This is a genomic window from Cloacibacterium sp. (assembly GCF_047601505.1).
Classification (GTDB): domain Bacteria; phylum Bacteroidota; class Bacteroidia; order Flavobacteriales; family Weeksellaceae; genus Cloacibacterium.
Window position 1 is genome coordinate 3,470,767 of the sequence record NZ_JASGJD010000001.1, and the last position, 18,062, is coordinate 3,488,828.

Sequence of the window (18,062 nt, forward strand, 5' to 3'; positions counted from 1 at the left end):
GATTTGTGATTTTCGATTTAATTTAAAGATTACAATTAATTCATTTTAACATTTTTTGCGGATAACTTTAGACAATTTTTATTGAAATTTAAATTTCTTGGAATTATATTTGACAAGACATTATGATGAATTTTGATAGAATAAAAGAAAAACTAGAAATCCTTGCCGATGCCGCAAAATACGACATTTCTTGCTCTTCGAGTGGCGGAAACCGCAAAAATAAAGGCGGACTTGGTAACAGTCATGTTTCTGGAATTTGCCATTCTTTCACAGAAGATGGCAGATGTATTTCTTTGCTCAAAATTCTATTAACCAATCATTGCATTTACGATTGCGCTTATTGCGTTTCCAGAAAATCTAACGACATAAAACGTGCAGCTTTTACGGTAGATGAAGTGGTAGATTTAACCATTAATTTTTACCGAAGAAATTACATTGAAGGTTTATTTTTGAGTTCAGGAATTTTCAAAGATGCCGATTTTACAATGGAACGTTTGGTAAGAATTGCTAAAAAATTACGACAAGAACACAATTTCCATGGATATATTCACTTGAAAACCATTCCTGGTGCAAGTGATGAGCTAACGAAAGAAGCCGGACTTTACGCTGATAGACTTTCTGTAAATTTAGAAATTCCTACAGAATCTGGCTTAAAATTACTCGCTCCCGAAAAATCTCACGAACAGATGACAAAACCAATGAATTACATTAAAAACGAGTTGGTTTTATATAAAGAAGAAAAGAAAATTTTCAGGAAAGTACCAAGATTTGCTCCAGCTGGACAATCTACACAAATGATTGTAGGTGCTACCAACGAAACTGATTTGAAAATCATAAAAGTTGCCGACCACTTTTACCAAAATTACAACATGAAACGCGTGTATTATTCTGGTTACGTTCCTGTAATTGAAGATTCAAGATTGCCTTCGGTTTTTTCGCAAGTTCCTATGCAACGAGAAAATCGCTTGTATCAAGCCGATTGGTTGATGCGTTTTTATGGTTTTGATGCTAATGAAATCCTAGACCAACAAAATCCGTTTTTGGATTTGGAAGTTGACCCAAAATTAGCTTGGGCATTAAGAAATAGAGAAAAATTTCCTGTAAACATTAATACTGCACCAAAGGAAATGTTATTGAGAATTCCCGGAATTGGTGTAACTTCGGTTTTGAAAATTTTACAAGCGAGAAAATTTCAAAAATTGAATTTGACACATCTCAAAAAAATGGGAGTTGCTACCAACCGAGCCAAATATTTCATTGAATTTGAAAGCGAAAATATTTTCAATAGATTAATTGATGAACAAAATTTCCGCCAAATTGTGTTGAACGGAATGAAATCGAAATGGCAAAATCCGTTTTCAGAGCAGTTGAGTTTGTTTTAATCGCTGTCGTCATTGCGAGCGAAGTACAACGAAGCGAAGCAATCTCAATTATAAACAAGATTTTGTAATTTTAAACTTTAATTTTTAAATGAAAAAACTATTAACAATATTATCATTTACAATATTTATTTTATGTTTTTCACAGGAAAAATATGTGAATGATGCAACTGCATATTACAATTCAAAATCAAAAAAACCTTTTGGTTATATTAACAATCCTAGTATTAATGAAATCTATATAAATTCTGATAATACTTTTGAAATGTGGATGAGACCGCATAACAGTTGTTTTACTTGGCAAGAATTCAAAGGAACCTGGAAAAAAACTAGCGACAGCATTACTTTTTCAAATCATTACGAAGTAAAAGAAGCAGATTCTTATGAAATATTAAAGAAGAATAATTCAGATAAATTCACTATTTTATTTAAAAATGACAGTAAGAAAATCATTGCAAACCAATCTATTTACATAACTTATGAATACGATTTTGATTCTAAAATAAATCCTGATAATTCATATGAATTTACAACTAACAAAAATGGAATTATAGAAATTCCTATTAACAAAATTCCAAATTTTGACAAGGTTGCTTCTCTAAAATATAAATTTCAATATAAGCAAAGGAAAATTGATAGCTACATTACAGAAAGTGACTTTGTAAACAAAAAGGCTAAAGAAATCCCTAAAGATATTGTAGTTGTACTTATCGAAAATCCTAAAAAAGAAACAGTTGTAAGAACTGTAAAAACAATTCTAAAAGACAATAAACTTTATATTTTATCTTCAAATAAAACTAAAACTAACATTAAAGATTTTCATAACGAATGGAAATTTGAAAAACTTTACACTAAAGAGTAAAGTTTAGATTGCTTCGTTCCTCGCAATGACGATACTATTATACGATTCCACTTTTGAAGGTTTAATGACGGCTGTATTTGAAGTTTTCGAGTACAAATATGATAATGTGGAAATTATTGCCAAAGAAAATTACACACAAGAAAATTTCTTCGCAGAAACGCACGAAGTAATTACCAATATTGAAAAATCTGATAGAGTTCTCAAAAAATTAGAAGAAAATCTCGGCAAAGAAGGAATTTCTCAATTGATGTTGGTTTATTTTTCGGAAAGGAAAGATTTGGAACGTTTGATTTTGAGCGCTGTTCAGTATTCTATTAATCATCCGAAACAGAATATTTTAAAAGATTTCGGGAATGATGATATTTTAGAAATTTCTAAAATTTGCAGAAGTGTAGGACGAGAACGACACAGAATGCTCGCTTTTATTCGGTTTGAGTTATTGCAAGACGAAATGTATTTTGCCAAAATAGAACCAGATTTTAATGTTTTGCCTTTAATTCAGAAACATTTTAAAGATAGATATGTCGACCAAAAATGGATGATTTTTGATTTAAAAAGAAACTTCGGAATTATTTACGACTTGAAAAATGTTGAATTTTTCTTTCCCAACGAATCTCAATTGCAAAATTTTAAAAATTCTGAGCAATTTCATCACGATGAAGAAAAAAACTACCAAAAACTGTGGCAACGTTATTTTGTAAAAACAGGAATTACGGCTCGTAAAAACATGAAATTACACACCCAATTGGTTCCGAAACGCTATTGGAAATATTTAACCGAAAAGTTTTAAACTGAAATTAGTTTTGAAGTTTTTGTCCGTAACTCAAATCACCAGCATCTCCTAAACCTGGAGAAATGTAGCCTTTTGGCGTAAGGTCTGGGTCTATAGCGCCTACCCAAATTTTAGCCTTCGGAAAAGCATTTTGAATAGTATCAACACCATGTTGACTGGCAATTACTGCAACAATATGCAACTGAGATGGCGTACCGTGATTTAATAAATCCTTCAACGCTTCAATAAGAGAAGCACCAGTTGCCAACATTGGGTCAGCTACAATTAGCGGTCTTCCGTCCACATTAGGACAAGTAAGATAGTCTTGTTTTATAGAAAAATAATCATTCACATCGTGTTTTCTGTAAGCTGCTACAAAACCACAATCTGCTTTATCAAAATAATTAAGGACACCTTGAAAAAGAGGAACTCCAGCTCTTAAAATAGTAGTAATAACAGGCTGTACTGCAATTTCTTTCACTACAATTTTGTCTAAAGGCGTCGTAATTTCCACTTCTTTATACTCTAAATCTTGAGAAATATGATACGCTGCTACTTCGCCAATGCGCTCCATATTTCTTCTGAAAGTATTTCTGTTGTTTTGAGTTTCTACGTTTCTTAGTTCGTTAATCCAAGAATTAACCAGTGAAAAATTTTGAGCAAGTTCTATAACCATTGGTTGATGTGTTGATTTTACAAATTTATTGATATTTTTTGAAGACTGAAAATTATTTTTAAATCCAAACTTCAAATTACTTTCATTTAATTGAAACTAAAAACCCTTTCTACTTTTAAAAAAGCAAAAAGGGTTTCACATTATTTTTGTCTGAAATAAACTTCAATAGGAACACCTGTAAAATCGAAGTTTTTTCTCAATTGATTTTCTATAAATCTTTTGTAAGGTTCTTTTACATACTGAGGTAAATTACAGAAAAATGCAAACTGAGGCGTGTAAGTTGGCAACTGCGTAATGTATTTAATTTTCACATATTTACCTTTAATTGCCGGAGGTGGAGTTTGCTCTATAATTGGCAATAAAATTTCGTTAAGCTTTGAAGTTTTGATGCGTTTTTTACGATTTTCGTGCACCATCATCGCCATTTCTACGGCTTTCAAAATTCTTTGTTTCGTAAGAGCGGAAACGAAAAGAATTGGCACATCGCTAAACTGCCCAATTTTTTGTTTTATTTTTTCTTCGAAATCTCTCATGGTATTGGTTTCTTTTTCTACCAAATCCCATTTATTTACCAAGATTACAATTCCTTTTCTGTTTTTCTGAGCCAATCCGAAAATATTCATGTCTTGAGATTCCCAACCTTGCGTGGCATCAATCATCAAAATTACAACATCAGAATGTTCAATAGCTCTAATAGACCTCATCACAGAATAGAATTCTAAATCTTCAGAAACTCTATTTTTACGACGCATACCAGCTGTATCTACCAATACAAACTCGTGTCCAAATTTATTATAAAGCGTTTCAATACTATCTCTGGTAGTACCTGCAATATCTGTAACAATATTTCTGGTATCATCCAAAAGTGCATTAGTAAGTGTAGATTTACCTACGTTTGGTCTTCCAACAATGGTGATTTTTGGCAAACCTTCAAAAGGGTCTTGGTATTCAGTAGTAGGAAAATCTGCAACTAAATCGTCTAGCAATTCGCCAGTTCCAGAACCTGTAGCCGAAGAAAGAGTGTAATATTTTTCGACGCCTAATTGGTAAAATTCTGTAGCAGGAAGTTCTTCTTTAGCAGAATCTACTTTGTTTACAACAAGGTATAAAGGTTTATTAGCTTTTCTTAAAAGATTGTAAATTTCGTGGTCTATATCCTGAAGACCTTCTTCTACATTTACCATAAAAATGATAGAAGTAGCTTCATCTACCGCCAACTGTACTTGTTTACGAATTTCTTCTTCGAAGACATCATCACTACCAACATCGTAACCACCAGTATCTATTACAGTAAAATCTACTCCATTCCAGTCAGATTTTCCGTAATGGCGGTCTCTAGTAACGCCTGCTGTAGCATCTACAATAGCTTCTCTTTTTTCTAAGAGACGATTAAAAAGGGTAGATTTCCCTACGTTTGGTCTCCCTACAATTGCAACAATATTGCCCATAAAAATTGTATTAATAATCCTTAAAAATTATAAAATAGGATTTTGTTATTAATAGGTATCCCCCACTTTGAGAGCCTTAAAATTTTTGCAAAGATATGAAATTGAAAATTAAGATTAAAAATATCTATAGTACAATAAATAAAATTTATCGAAATAAAATATAGATTTACAATGATTTATTACTTTTTTTATTAAATTTGCATCAGTCTAAAAACACAAATGAAACTGAAGAAACACAACTATGCAGCAATAGCTGTAATAGTTTTATATTGCTTTGTAAGCTATAAATCTTTTTCCTATAAAAGATTTAAAGTTTTATTAGTTGTTATTACCTCACTATTTTCTTCATATATTTATTCGCAACAAGTAACCATTAGTGGTTTAGAAAACATTCACATCTCCGAAGGTGCATCTATTGTTGCTGAACATACGGATAATAAAATTACAGTCATTACTTCTTCATCCACAAAAAGTTACTCACAAGAAGAAAAATTCCTAATCACAAAAAATGATGTCAACCAAAACAAAAAAAAGGTTTACAAGAAGGAAAATATTGCAAAAAAATCAAAAAGCAATTCATTAAAGAAGTTTGAAAACATTAAAAATTTTGCCATTTTCACCAATACTGATTCAGAATCTAGCAGTTCTTTTGAAATAGCAAATGTACTCCAAAAGCAATGCACCAACAGGTCTAACAATGGAAATGAATCTTTATTAAAACCAGAAAACAACTGGAAAATAGCTTTAATCAATTACCAGACTAAAGATAACATTCTATATCTCTTTTATCATTCTAAAAAAGCAAATGATTCTTTATTTGCTCGCCCTCCACCTGTTTTTATTTAACCATATAAAAATAGCACAAAAATTCTATAAACTATTAGTTAGCTTATAACTACAGCTAATTATTGAAACACAAATTTTAAATGATAACTACAAACTATACAATTTATCTGAAAAAACAGATAATGTTGCTTATTTTGCTAATAAGCGGATTTGTTTTTTCTCAAACAATTTTCAATGAAGATTTTGGGACGAGCCAAAGCCCTACATCATCCAATGACTACGGCAGAAAAACCTCTCCCTACATGCCATCTGGTAGTTTTACTTACGGAACTTCCAAAGCAAATTCATCAACTTATGCAATTAATAACATTGACAATGACCATTACGCTGTTGTAGCACCAGAATTTATTTATTCGGGCGTTGCTACTGGCTATTATTTTTGGACATTACCATCTCCAGGAGCAACAGGAATTACTGGAGCTCCCAAGCCATACACTGAAGATCATACAACTGGTGACACCAACGGTGCAGTGATGGTTGTAAATGCTGGCAGCACCTTGAATAGCTTTTACCAAAGAAATGTAAATCTTGAAAAAGGCTCATGTTACAGATTAAGCTTCTGGGTTTATCTCGTAAATGCAAGTTCTCAAGTTGGCGTTGAAATAAAAGATGTATCCTCTAATGCTGTATTACAATCATATTCTACCGCTTTTTTATCTACAGAAGCTACATGGACACAATATACTATTGATTTCAAAATGCCTACAACATGTACCAGCTCAGATATTAAAATTGCTTTAAAAAATATTTATAGTAACAATTCAGGAAATGATTATTTTATAGACGATATTAAACTAGAAAAACTTTCAACCTGCACCGCTACAGCTATTAGCTCTTGCCCAACAGGTAAAGATACTGATGGAGACGGTATTGCGGATGACGTTGATTTAGATAGTGATAACGATGGTATTTTAGACAGTGTAGAAAAAAATACTTGTTCTACAGCAAGTAAAATGGAAGGAACTCCTATATATATAAATGATTTTGGGACAGGAACAGGTACAGCATCCGACACCAATGTTATTGGACATATATACACAACAGGTGATGCTGGAGATGGATATTATAATCTGAGAACTTCTGGAACCACAGGAGTAACTTATACGAGAACTGATCTTACTGGAAATAAAGATGCTGGAAACCCTACCATTAGCAGTGGATCAACTAATGGAAGATATTTAATGATTAATATAGATTCTCCTAACTATAATAATAAAGCAATATATAGAGTTTCTGCAATTCCAACACAAATAGGACAAGGTTATCGTTTTAGAATTGATATGGCAGGACTTGCTAATAATGATACTGATATTCCTAAACTTAAAATTGCTATTAAAGACGCTTCAAACACTACAGAACTAGCATCCGCAACATCAACATCAATAGGAATGGCAAATGATGATGTTTGGAGAAGACTAAATTTAGAATTTACGGCCACTACAAGTAGTGTTGTTCTAGAAATTATTAATCAGCAACCTAATGGTAGTAGCGGTAATGATGTTGGGATTGATAATATTGTATTTACACCTCTTTATTGTGATACTGATGGAGATGGAACCCCTAACTATTTAGATTTAGACTCAGATGGTGACGGTTGTCCTGATGCTGTTGAAGGTGGAGATAGCATTTCTCAATCTATGCTTGACGCTAACGGAAGAATAAATGTAGCTGCAGATGGAATTACTATACCAATTGTAGTAGATGCAAATGGAGTGCCTGTAATAACAAATACAGGAAGTACATACAATATAGATGGACAAGCGCAAGGACAAACTGTTGGGCAATCACAAACTAATAATCCTGCCGCTGTTGCAGGAACTGTCGCCACTAATCAGTCTATTTCTTCAGGAGCAACTCCTTCTGCTTTAACTTTAACAGGTTCTACAGGGACAATACAGTGGCAGTCTTCTGCAAACAATGTAAGTTTTAATAATATTTCTGGTGCTACATCAGCAACTTATTCACCAGGAGCATTAACAGCCACAACCTATTACAGAGCTGTTGTTAGCAGCGCTGGAGGGTGTCAAGTAAATAGCAATACGGTTACTATTACTGTAATTGCTCCTCTCGACACCGACGGAGATGGCATCCCTGACAATATTGACATTGACGACGACAACGATGGTATTACAGACTGTGATGAAAACCTATTAGGTACTAACGCTTCAGTTTCTAATGTCTTTTCTTTTGTTACCGCAGGAACTGCAATAGCAACAAGTAATAATGAAGTAAGATTAACTCAAGATACAGGATATCAAGCAGGGCAAATATGGTCTGTAGGAAAAGTAGATTTTACAAAATCTTTTGTTTTAAGATTTGATGCTTATCTTGGAACCCATGATGATGGAGCAGATGGTATTGCAGCAGTTTTTCATAATTCTCCTCAAGGAGTAAATGCAACGGGAGCAACTGGCTCAGGAATAGGAGCAAATGGAATTGCAAATGGAATTGTATTAGAATTAGATACCTTCGACAATGGAACAAGTCTTGGAGATATATCTTCAGACCATGGTCAAATATGGGATTCTGACAACCAAACGTCAACCGGATTTTTAACTACTGCTGTTGCTCTTCCTAATTTAGAAAATAGTACCTGGCATCCCATTGTTATTAACTGGAATGCTACCACCAAAACTATTTCTTATACCGTTGATGGAACTACTGCTGGAACTTATACTGGTGATTTGGTAACAAATTACTTTGCTGGAGCCAGTAAAGTTTATTTCGGATATTCCGCTTCAACAGGAGGCTCTACCAATGAACAAAGAATAAGAATTAATTCTTTTTGCTCAGATTTACCTCTAGAAATGGATAACGACAACGATGGCATCCCTAATCAATTAGACACAGACTCGGATGGAGACGGATGTGCAGACGCTATAGAAGGTTCTGAAAATGTAACATACAGCCAAATTCACGCACTAGATTTACCAGTTAGCGACACTAATTATGCTTACAGAGGTCAAATTAAAGTAAAATACGATGGAGTAACAACAGGTTCTCCTTCGCAAATCATCAGTACTTCTGCAGCAGCTAATGGAGTTCCTCAATTATTGAACAATGCAGGTAATAATCTAAATACAAGTACCAATCCTAGTAATTCGGTTGGTGTTATAGATAATACAGATGGTACAGCAGATGTAGGTCAAGGCATTGGAGCTTCTCAGGATAATACTGTTAATTCTTGTAAATGTTACAAAACTCCTTCTACAGATGGAAATACCTATCCTACGCAACATGGTATTACTGCATTTAGTAGAGCGGGGGCAGATAATCAAAACTGGCCAATGGAGAGACAAAGCGGATGGACTGCTTTAGAAGCGAGCACAAAAGGATTTGTCATCAACAGAATGCCAGTAAGTACTTCTGGAGGAAATATTGGAGAACCAGTAGATGGAAGCAATAATGCAGTAATCACTTCTCCAATCGCAGGAATGATGTTTTATGACACCACAAATGACTGTCTGAAAATAAATGTTGATGGTACAAGAAGTGGATGGAAATGCTTTAACAAACAAACTTGTCCTGATGAAAACTAAAACCTCAATTAAAAGAAAAGTTATGAACACTAAATATTTTTCAACTTTATCATTATTAATTTCAACACTAGCATTCTCTCAGGTAGCTATTGGTAAATCTAACATTTCAAATACAAATGTATCTTTAGAATTTGGGACAGGAAACAAAGGCGTCATTTTACCTTGGGCTACTAATTCAACAGGGGTTTCTCTTCCTGCTTCTGGAAATAAAAGTGGTACTCTAATTTTAGACGTAAACGATAAAAAAGTAAAACTCAGTAAAAATGATGGTACTTGGGCAGACCTTACCGTTCATAGCAACGAAAAACCTGCAACTAGTGGCAATACTGCAATTGATAATTCATTGCAGACCAATGCGTCTTTTCTAGAAAAAAGCACTGCCAAAACAATGATTGGAGGTGATCCTAACACAGATACTACGCCTGGTATTTTAGTTTTAGCAGACACCAATAAAGCAATGATTCCACCATTAGTGACAGATCCCGCTACTAACATCAAAAATCCAGCTCCTGGCATGATGGTTTACGACCCTACAAAAAAACTGTTTGCCGTATATAATGGAACAATTTGGTCTTATTGGAGACAACCTTAACGAATAACTTGTCTTATTTTTTTACAAGACTGCCTCAAAAAGGCAGTCTCTTTTTTTAGTTTTATAAAATTTTGTAACTTCACAAAAACAATTACAATGAAAAATTTATTAAAAGTTATCTTGGTAGTCTTTATTATTCTACAATTTTTCAGAATAGATAAAACCAATCCGCCAGTTGATAAAAACATGGATTTCCTTACCATTAAGAAAACTCCAGAAAACGTGACGAAACTTATAAAAAGCGCTTGTTACGATTGCCACTCTAACGAAACAATATATCCTTGGTATTCTAACATACAACCTTTTGGCTGGTTCCTAAAAGACCATATAGACGAAGGCAGAAGAGAATTAAATTTTTCTACCTTTGCAACTTATGAGCCAGCAAGACAAGCTCGAAAACTAAAAAAAACTGCAAGTGAAATAAAAGAAGGAGAAATGCCTTTAGAATCTTATATTTTGATACACAAAGATGCCAAACTTACTCCTCAGCAAAAAGAATTATTAGTTACCTATTTCAACACAATGAAAGATGTAGCAATGATTACCAATAAAATCTCCGAAGAAGAATTAAAACCTAAAAAGACAAAACCTTGATTTCAAAAGAAAAATATTATATCTTTTATGACGGAGACTGCGGTTTCTGTAATTTTTGGGTACAATGGATTCTTAAAAACGACAAAAAAGACAATTTCCTTTTTGTAGCTCTACAAAGTAATTTCGGGCAAATTTTTTTGAAAGAAAGAGGTCTTGAAACCAATCATTTTAACACAATTTATCTTTGGAAACCAAATATTTTCTATCTTATTAAATCTGATGCTATTTTGGAAATCGCAAAAATTATTGGAGGGAAATATTCGGTATTAAGTGCTTTCAAAATATTTCCAAGATTTTTCCGAAACTTCTGCTACAACACCATTTCTAAAAACAGAACAAAAATAATGGCTCAATCTTGCCTCTTGCCAACTTCAGAAGAAAAGAAAAAATTTATCAATTAAATTCATTTTTAATTACTTAGCTCTTAAAAAATTAACTTTAATAAAGAAATTTCAACAAAAAAGAATTATCTTACGCTTCTAAAATTCTAATTATTATCTTTGCAAACTATGGAATATAATACAGATAGAACCCAGCTTCTAATGCCAGAATATGGCAGAAATATTCAGCAATTGGTAGAACATTGCAAAAGCCTTACCGATAGACAAGCCAGAAACGAAATGGCAATGGCTATTGTAGAATTTATTGGGCAAAGAAACCCGCACCTTAGAGACGAAGAAAATTACAATCATAAACTTTGGGATCATTTATATATTTTGGCAAATTACGATTTGGATGTAGATTCTCCTTTTCCTTTTCCTACAAGAGAAGAAATTGCTCAAAAACCCAAAAAAATGGATTATCCATCTTTTGATAATGATTATAAATTCTACGGAAAAAGTATTCTTCAACTTATAGAAAAAGCAATTGAACTAGAAGAAGGTGAAGAGAAAGAAGCTCTGATAGAAGTAATTGCCAACAACATGAAAAAATCTTACAATGTGTACAATAAAGAACACGTGCAAGATGTGGTAATTTTCCGTCATTTGAAAGAACTTTCTCAGAACAGATTAGACCTTACAGGAATTGATTCTCTAGAAAAAAGCAGAATCTATCACACCAATAATAAAAACAAAAATCAAAAAAACAATCCTAAAAAACGTTTCAACAATCATAATAAAACCCGAAAGAGATAATGAGCGAAGCATTCCAAATAAGAGGAGGAAAACAACTACACGGTGAGATAAAACCGCAAGGCGCAAAAAACGAAGCGCTACAAATTTTATGTGCAGTTTTACTTACTGGCGACGAAATTAGAATTAAAAACATTCCTGATATACACGATGTAAATCGTTTGATAGAAATTTTAGGAGATTTCGGGGTAAAAATCACCAAAAACGGTCATGGAGATTACACCTTCAAAGCAGACGATGTAAATTTCGATTACATTAAATCTAAAGAATTTAAAAAAGATGGCGCCAGATTGCGTGGCTCTATCATGATTCTTGGTCCAATGCTAGCGCGTTTCGGTGAAGCTTATATGCCAACTCCAGGCGGAGACAAAATAGGAAGAAGAAGATTAGATACTCATTTTCAAGGCTTTGTAGAATTGGGCGCAGAATTTCATTATGATGAGGAAGAATATTTCTATTCTTTAAAAGCAAAAGAATTAAGAGGAAAATTTATTCTATTAGAAGAAGCTTCTGTTACCGGAACTGCCAACATTATTATGGCTGCCGTTCTAGCCAAAGGAAAAACCAGAATTTATAACGCCGCTTGCGAACCATATCTACAACAATTATGCAGAATGCTCAACAGAATGGGCGCAAAAATAGAAGGGATTGGTTCAAATCTATTAACTATTGAAGGAGTTTCTCAACTTCATGGTACAGAACACACCATGCTTCCAGACATGGTAGAAATTGGTTCTTGGATTGGTCTTGCAGCAATGACGAAATCTGAAATGACTATTAAAAATGTCGCTTGGAATCAACTTGGGATTATCCCAAACGTTTTCAGAAAACTAGGAATTCAGCTAGAACAAAGTGGTGACGATATTTACATTCCTGCACAAGAACATTACAAAATTCAGAAATTTATAGACGGTTCTATTCTCACGGTTTCAGATGCACCTTGGCCAGGATTTACACCAGATTTGCTGTCAATTATTTTGGTAGTGGCAACTCAGGCAAAAGGAACAGTTCTTGTTCACCAAAAAATGTTCGAATCTCGATTATTTTTCGTGGATAAATTAATTGATATGGGCGCTCAGATTATTTTGTGTGATCCGCATAGAGCAACGGTAGTTGGGCTTAACCACGAATATCCGTTACGAGGAACTAATCTTACTTCACCAGACATTAGAGCTGGTAATGCATTATTAATTGCTGCACTTTCTGCCGAAGGAAAATCTATTATTCACAATATTGAACAAATAGACAGAGGTTACGAAAATATTGATGGAAGACTAAAAGCTCTTGGTGCTGATATTGAGAGAATTCAGTTATAAAATTTTAAACCGCAACTTTTTTTTGAGTTGCGTTTTTTATTTCTTAACAAAAGCATTTTCATACATTTCAATCCACTGCTCGGGAGTAATTTTACTTGCTAACTCTCCTATTAATTGATACGGAATATCTTCTGGCTTTTTAAATCTCATACAAGATTTTCCCATATCCAATTTCTTTTTAGAATATTTCGGAAATTCTGAAACGAACCAATTCAACAATTTTTCGTCGGCATAAATTCCCATGTGATATATATTTATGGAGTTTTTTTGTGAAGCAATATTCAAAAAAGGCAAAGGCAACTCTGGCGAACAGTGATAACCTTTTGGGTAAATGCTTTTCGGCACTACAAAACCAATCATTCCGTAACTCATTTCTTCCTCGAAACCTTTTGGGAGATTTTCAAAAATAATTTTCCTCAAATTTTCTATTGCTTCCTTTCTATCTTCGGGAAGTTGAGAAATATATTCTTGTATTGTATTAGCTTCTATTTTCATATTCGTAATTTTATTCGAATGTATGAAAAATTAAAACACCATATTATTTGTCCTATAAAATGCTGACAACAAAAAAATTATTACTTTTGTGAATCAAAATTTTTGCTATGCCTAAAATATCAAACAGAGCAGTAAGTATGCCTGCTTCGCCAATTAGAAAATTAGTTCCTTATGCGTTAGCTGCAAAAGCTAAAGGCACAAAAGTATATCACTTAAATATTGGTCAACCAGATATTGAAACACCTAAAACTGCACTAGACGCACTTAAAAATATAGATTTAAAAGTTTTAGAATATGCTCTTTCTGAAGGGAATTTAGACTATAGAAAACAGCTTGAAAAATATTATCATTCTGTAGGTTTTACAGACCTTACTACAGATAATTTTATTGTTACCAACGGAGGTTCTGAAGCACTAAATTTTGCCCTTTCTGTAGTTTGTGATAGTGGAGACGAAGTAATTATCCCAGAACCTTATTATGCAAATTATAACGGTTTCACCAATGCAATTGGCGTAAAAGTAGTGGCTATTCCTTCTTCTATTGATACAGGTTTTGCCCTACCAAAAATTGAAGAATTTGAAAAAAAAATTACTGATAAAACAAAAGCAATCTTAATCTGTAATCCAGGAAATCCTACCGGATATCTTTATAATAGAGAAGAATTACAAAAATTAGCAGAAATTGCCCTTAAACATGATATTGTAATTATTTCTGATGAAGTTTACAGAGAATATGTTTATGATGGAGAGAAACAAATCTCGATGTTAGAATTCCCAGAACTGAAAGAAAATTGCATCATCATCGATTCAGAATCAAAAAGATATTCGATGTGCGGCGTTAGAATTGGTTTTTTGGTAACTCGTTCTCAATCGCTTCACAATGCTGCAATGTTGTTTGCACAAGCAAGACTTTCGCCAGTTTTAATTGGTCAAATTTTAGCAACAGCAGCTCATAACGATGATGCGGAATACATCAAATCTGTTCGAGAAGAATACACAAAACGTAGAAATCTTTTGGTTGAATTATTAAATGAAATTCCGGGTGTGAAATGTCCAAAACCAAAAGGAGCTTTCTATTGCGTAGCCGAACTTCCTGTAGAAGATGCAGACGATTTTGCACAATGGATGCTCGAAAGTTTTTCAGATAATGGCGAAACTGTAATGGTAGCACCTGCTTCTGGATTTTATTCTCAGCCAGAATTGGGCAAAAAACAAGTTAGAATTGCCTACGTTCTGAAATCTGAAGATTTAAAACGAAGCGTAGAACTGCTGAAATTGGCTTTGGAGAAATACAATAACAAATAATCTTAAAACGAACTTTGGTTCGTTTTTTTATTTTAATTTTGAGAAAAACTTGCAATGAATGAACAAGAATTAGAACAACTAAAATATCCAATCGGAAGATTCAAAAATCCCGAAAATTTCACTCCAGAATTTTTAGAAAATTGTATTTCTATTATTGAGAGTTTCCCCGAAAAATTTAAAAAAGAAGTCGATAATCTTTCAGAAAATCAATTAGATACACCTTACAGAGAAAACGGTTGGACAGTGAGACAAGTCGTGCATCATTGTGCAGACAGTCATATCAATAGTATCTTGCGTTTCAAATTGGCTTTAACAGAGGAAAAGCCAACTATAAAACCTTATTTTGAAGACAGATTTGCAGAATTATCAGACTCTAAAAACTTCCCAATCGAAGCTTCTTTGCTAATTTTAGAAGGAACGCACAAAAGATGGGTTGCCATTTTAAAATCTCTTTCCGAAGAAGATTTACAAAAAACGTTTATCCATCCTGAACACAACAAAGAATTTACTTTAGAAACCAATATTGCAATCTACGCTTGGCATTGCGAACATCATTTAGCACATATTACTTCGCTTAAAAAGAGAATGATCTGGTAAAAATATCCAATTACAATTTTTGAATTTTCCCCAACTTCTTAAAGAGGGGAATTTTTATGTAAATTTGTAAAATAAACAGATTGCTACGCTTGGCTGCGTTGCGCTCGCAATGACTTTTGAAAATGAAAATTCAGGAAAATTTTTCTTTAAAAAATTACAATACATTTGGTGTAGAAGCCAAAGCAAAATATTTCGCAGAAGTACATTCTTTAGAAGAACTTAAAGAAACGCTTCAATTCTCTTATTCGCCTATTTTAGTTCTTGGTGGAGGAAGCAATGTTCTTTTCACCAAAGATTTTGAAGGATTGGTCATTAAACTTAATTTAAAAGGAATTTCTGAAGAAATTTTAAACGAAAACCACGTTTTAGTAACTGCAAAAGCAGGCGAAAACTGGCACGAATTTGTACAATTCACTATTTCTAAAAATTATGGTGGTTTAGAAAACCTTTCTTTAATTCCGGGAAATGTTGGGACTTGTCCTATTCAAAATATTGGAGCTTACGGAACAGAAATAAAAGACCATTTTATCTCTTGTAAAGCACTGAATTTAGAAAATTTAGAAGTTGAAACTTTAACTTTAGAGCAATGCAAATTTGGGTACAGAGATTCTATTTTCAAAACTTACGCAAAAGGCAAATATATTATTTTGGAAGTTACGTTTAAGTTAACCACACAAAATCATCACATCAAAACAGAATACGGCGCTATTTCTACAGAATTGAAAAATTTAGGAATAGAAAATCCTACAATTCAAGATGTGGCGAAGGCCGTCATCACCATCAGACAAAGCAAATTGCCTAATCCTGCTGAAATTGGAAATGCTGGAAGTTTCTTCAAAAACCCTACAATTCCTTTAGAACAATTCGAAAAATTAAAAGAAAATTTTACAGAAATTCAAGGTTATGCCAACGGAAATTCTGTGAAAGTTCCTGCTGGTTGGCTCATAGAAAATGCTGGTTGGAAAGGAAAACAAATCGGAAATGTAGCTTCTCATCAATTACAAGCTTTGGTAATTATTAATGCAACAGGAAAAGCTACAGGAAAAGAAATTTATGATTTTTCGACTAAAATTATTGATTCTGTAAAGGAAAAATTTGGAATTGAACTAGAAAGAGAGGTGAATATTGTTTGAAGTGAAAAGTTTGAAGTAAAAAACTAAAAGTTGACAATTGAAAACGTTTTATCAAAATTCTTAACTAACCATAGTTCTGATTTTGCAGTTTACATGTAAAATATATACTAAATTATCAATTATTTCTTATTGAATTCATTGACAAAAACTTCTGACATCCATCTTCCAACTTCCCACAAAAAACCTATCTTTGCGGAAAATTTTAAAGTAAAAATGTCTGAAATAAAACTTAATACAATTCCCGAAGCAATAGAGGATTTGAAAAACGGTAAAGTAATTATTGTAGTAGATGATGAAAACCGTGAAAATGAAGGAGATTTCTTATCTGCAGCTGAACTTACAACTCCAGAAATTATCAATTTTATGACGATTCACGGGCGTGGATTAATTTGTACTCCACTTCCTGAAAAACGTTGTGACGAATTAGGTTTAGAAGCTATGGTTTCTAGAAGTACAGACCCAAAAGAAACGGCTTTTACCGTTTCAATTGATTTGTTGGGAGAAGGTGTTTCTACAGGAATTTCGGCTGGCGATAGAGCAAAAACAATTCTTGCTTTGATGGATAAAAAAACAAAACCTACGGATTTTATGCGTCCTGGTCACATTTTTCCTTTAAGAGCAAAAACTGGCGGTGTACTAAAAAGAGCTGGACATACCGAAGCTGCTATAGATTTAACAAAATTGGCAGGCTTAAAAGAAGGTGGTGTAATCTGCGAGATTATGAATGAAGATGGTACAATGGCGAGATTACCTCAATTGGTAGAATTGGCTGCAAAACTGGATATAAAAATTGTTTCTATCGAAGATTTGATTAATTACCAACTTAAAAAAGGAGATTTGGTAAATGAAATTGAAAATAGAATGGTAAAAACAACTTTTGGTGAGTTTAATTTCCGTGCTTTTCAAGAAAAACATACAGACCAAATTCACTTTGCGCTTACCAAAGGAAATTGGGAAATAGACGAACCTGTTTTGGTAAGAGTTCAGTCTTCTAATTCTTATTTTGATGTTTTCAGCAGATTAATTAGAGGCGAAGAACCTCAGCTAGAACGCATTACAGATGTAATTAACAAAGAAGGAAAAGGTGCTCTTATTTTCATCAATAACGTTTCTAATGCAGAATTAACGATGAGAAAATTACAACAATTCCTAAATTACCAAGACGGACAAGTTGAAAAACCTACGCTATCTGCAAATTTTGTAGAATATGGAATTGGAACTCAAATTTTGAAAAAACTAGGCATTACTAAATTCAGAGTTTTGACACAAAATCCGGCTCAAAAACCTGTACTTTCTGGTTACGGTGTAGAAATTACCGAAATGGTACAATTGTAAGAAAATAATTTTTGATTTTTAAATATTTAGCGTAGAAAATT

The 18,062-nt window shown here is 33.2% G+C and carries 17 protein-coding genes; 14 read left to right on the forward strand and 3 right to left on the reverse strand.

Annotation, left to right across the window (positions count from 1 at the left end):
- Positions 1-125 precede the first annotated feature (125 nt).
- The 3 genes from QM746_RS15650 to QM746_RS15660 all read left to right on the forward strand — a co-directional run bounded on the left by QM746_RS15650 (position 126) and on the right by QM746_RS15660 (position 3,031).
- Positions 126-1,382, forward strand: coding sequence for a putative DNA modification/repair radical SAM protein (locus QM746_RS15650; protein WP_414985166.1), 1,257 nt, complete (start codon positions 126-128; stop codon positions 1,380-1,382).
- Between the two features lie 88 nt (positions 1,383-1,470).
- Positions 1,471-2,241 (forward strand): hypothetical protein, encoded by a 771-nt coding sequence (locus tag QM746_RS15655; protein WP_414985061.1) that lies wholly within the window; start codon positions 1,471-1,473, stop codon positions 2,239-2,241.
- 25 nt (positions 2,242-2,266) lie between these two features.
- On the forward strand, positions 2,267-3,031 hold the full coding sequence (locus tag QM746_RS15660; RefSeq protein ID WP_414985062.1) for a TIGR03915 family putative DNA repair protein: 765 nt from the start codon (positions 2,267-2,269) through the stop codon (positions 3,029-3,031).
- Between the two features lie 7 nt (positions 3,032-3,038).
- Here the strand turns inward: QM746_RS15660 and upp are convergent, their stop codons facing one another.
- Both upp and der read right to left on the reverse strand, forming a co-directional pair.
- Positions 3,039-3,689, reverse strand: a complete 651-nt coding sequence (gene upp, locus QM746_RS15665; RefSeq protein ID WP_374362877.1) for a uracil phosphoribosyltransferase — start codon at positions 3,687-3,689, stop codon at positions 3,039-3,041.
- Positions 3,690-3,829: 140 nt separating this feature from the next.
- Positions 3,830-5,137 carry a ribosome biogenesis GTPase Der gene (der, locus tag QM746_RS15670; RefSeq protein ID WP_414985063.1) on the reverse strand — a complete coding sequence of 436 codons (1,308 nt, stop codon included), beginning with the start codon at positions 5,135-5,137 and terminating at the stop codon, positions 3,830-3,832.
- Positions 5,138-5,356: 219 nt separating this feature from the next.
- On the opposite strand from der, the gene QM746_RS15675 reads away from it, so the two are divergent.
- The 7 genes from QM746_RS15675 to murA all read left to right on the forward strand — a co-directional run bounded on the left by QM746_RS15675 (position 5,357) and on the right by murA (position 13,157).
- Positions 5,357-5,983, forward strand: a complete 627-nt coding sequence (locus tag QM746_RS15675; RefSeq protein ID WP_414985064.1) for a hypothetical protein — start codon at positions 5,357-5,359, stop codon at positions 5,981-5,983.
- 80 nt (positions 5,984-6,063) lie between these two features.
- Positions 6,064-9,522, forward strand: a complete 3,459-nt coding sequence (locus QM746_RS15680) for a lectin-like domain-containing protein (protein ID WP_414985065.1) — start codon at positions 6,064-6,066, stop codon at positions 9,520-9,522.
- 22 nt (positions 9,523-9,544) lie between these two features.
- Positions 9,545-10,114: a hypothetical protein gene (locus QM746_RS15685; RefSeq protein ID WP_414985066.1), complete on the forward strand. Its 570-nt coding sequence runs from the start codon at positions 9,545-9,547 to the stop codon at positions 10,112-10,114.
- A gap of 96 nt (positions 10,115-10,210) precedes the next feature.
- Positions 10,211-10,708, forward strand: a complete 498-nt coding sequence (locus QM746_RS15690; RefSeq protein WP_414985067.1) for a heme-binding domain-containing protein — start codon at positions 10,211-10,213, stop codon at positions 10,706-10,708.
- Positions 10,705-11,109 carry a thiol-disulfide oxidoreductase DCC family protein gene (locus QM746_RS15695; protein ID WP_414985068.1) on the forward strand — a complete coding sequence of 135 codons (405 nt, stop codon included), beginning with the start codon at positions 10,705-10,707 and terminating at the stop codon, positions 11,107-11,109. Before QM746_RS15690 ends, QM746_RS15695 begins: the two co-directional genes overlap by 4 nt.
- Positions 11,110-11,217: 108 nt before the next feature.
- Positions 11,218-11,844 carry a DUF4290 domain-containing protein gene (locus QM746_RS15700; protein ID WP_374361335.1) on the forward strand — a complete coding sequence of 209 codons (627 nt, stop codon included), beginning with the start codon at positions 11,218-11,220 and terminating at the stop codon, positions 11,842-11,844.
- Positions 11,844-13,157 carry a UDP-N-acetylglucosamine 1-carboxyvinyltransferase gene (gene murA / locus QM746_RS15705; protein WP_414985069.1) on the forward strand — a complete coding sequence of 438 codons (1,314 nt, stop codon included), beginning with the start codon at positions 11,844-11,846 and terminating at the stop codon, positions 13,155-13,157. The genes QM746_RS15700 and murA overlap by 1 nt, the downstream gene beginning before the upstream one ends.
- A 36-nt stretch (positions 13,158-13,193) precedes the next feature.
- Here the strand turns inward: murA and QM746_RS15710 are convergent, their stop codons facing one another.
- A complete protein-coding gene (locus tag QM746_RS15710) occupies positions 13,194-13,652 on the reverse strand; it encodes a DUF1801 domain-containing protein (RefSeq protein WP_414985070.1) in 459 nt (152 codons plus the stop codon).
- Between the two features lie 107 nt (positions 13,653-13,759).
- Here QM746_RS15710 and QM746_RS15715 point away from each other — a divergent pair, with 107 nt between their 5' ends.
- The 4 genes from QM746_RS15715 to ribB all read left to right on the forward strand — a co-directional run bounded on the left by QM746_RS15715 (position 13,760) and on the right by ribB (position 18,021).
- Positions 13,760-14,956, forward strand: coding sequence for a pyridoxal phosphate-dependent aminotransferase (locus QM746_RS15715; RefSeq protein ID WP_414985071.1), 1,197 nt, complete (start codon positions 13,760-13,762; stop codon positions 14,954-14,956).
- 54 nt (positions 14,957-15,010) lie between these two features.
- Positions 15,011-15,553 carry a YfiT family bacillithiol transferase gene (locus QM746_RS15720; RefSeq protein WP_414985072.1) on the forward strand — a complete coding sequence of 181 codons (543 nt, stop codon included), beginning with the start codon at positions 15,011-15,013 and terminating at the stop codon, positions 15,551-15,553.
- A gap of 122 nt (positions 15,554-15,675) precedes the next feature.
- Positions 15,676-16,686, forward strand: coding sequence for a UDP-N-acetylmuramate dehydrogenase (murB, locus tag QM746_RS15725; RefSeq protein ID WP_414985073.1), 1,011 nt, complete (start codon positions 15,676-15,678; stop codon positions 16,684-16,686).
- A 213-nt stretch (positions 16,687-16,899) separates the two neighbouring features.
- A complete protein-coding gene (gene ribB / locus QM746_RS15730) occupies positions 16,900-18,021 on the forward strand; it encodes a 3,4-dihydroxy-2-butanone-4-phosphate synthase (protein WP_414985074.1) in 1,122 nt (373 codons plus the stop codon).
- The last annotated feature ends 41 nt before the right edge of the window (positions 18,022-18,062 follow it).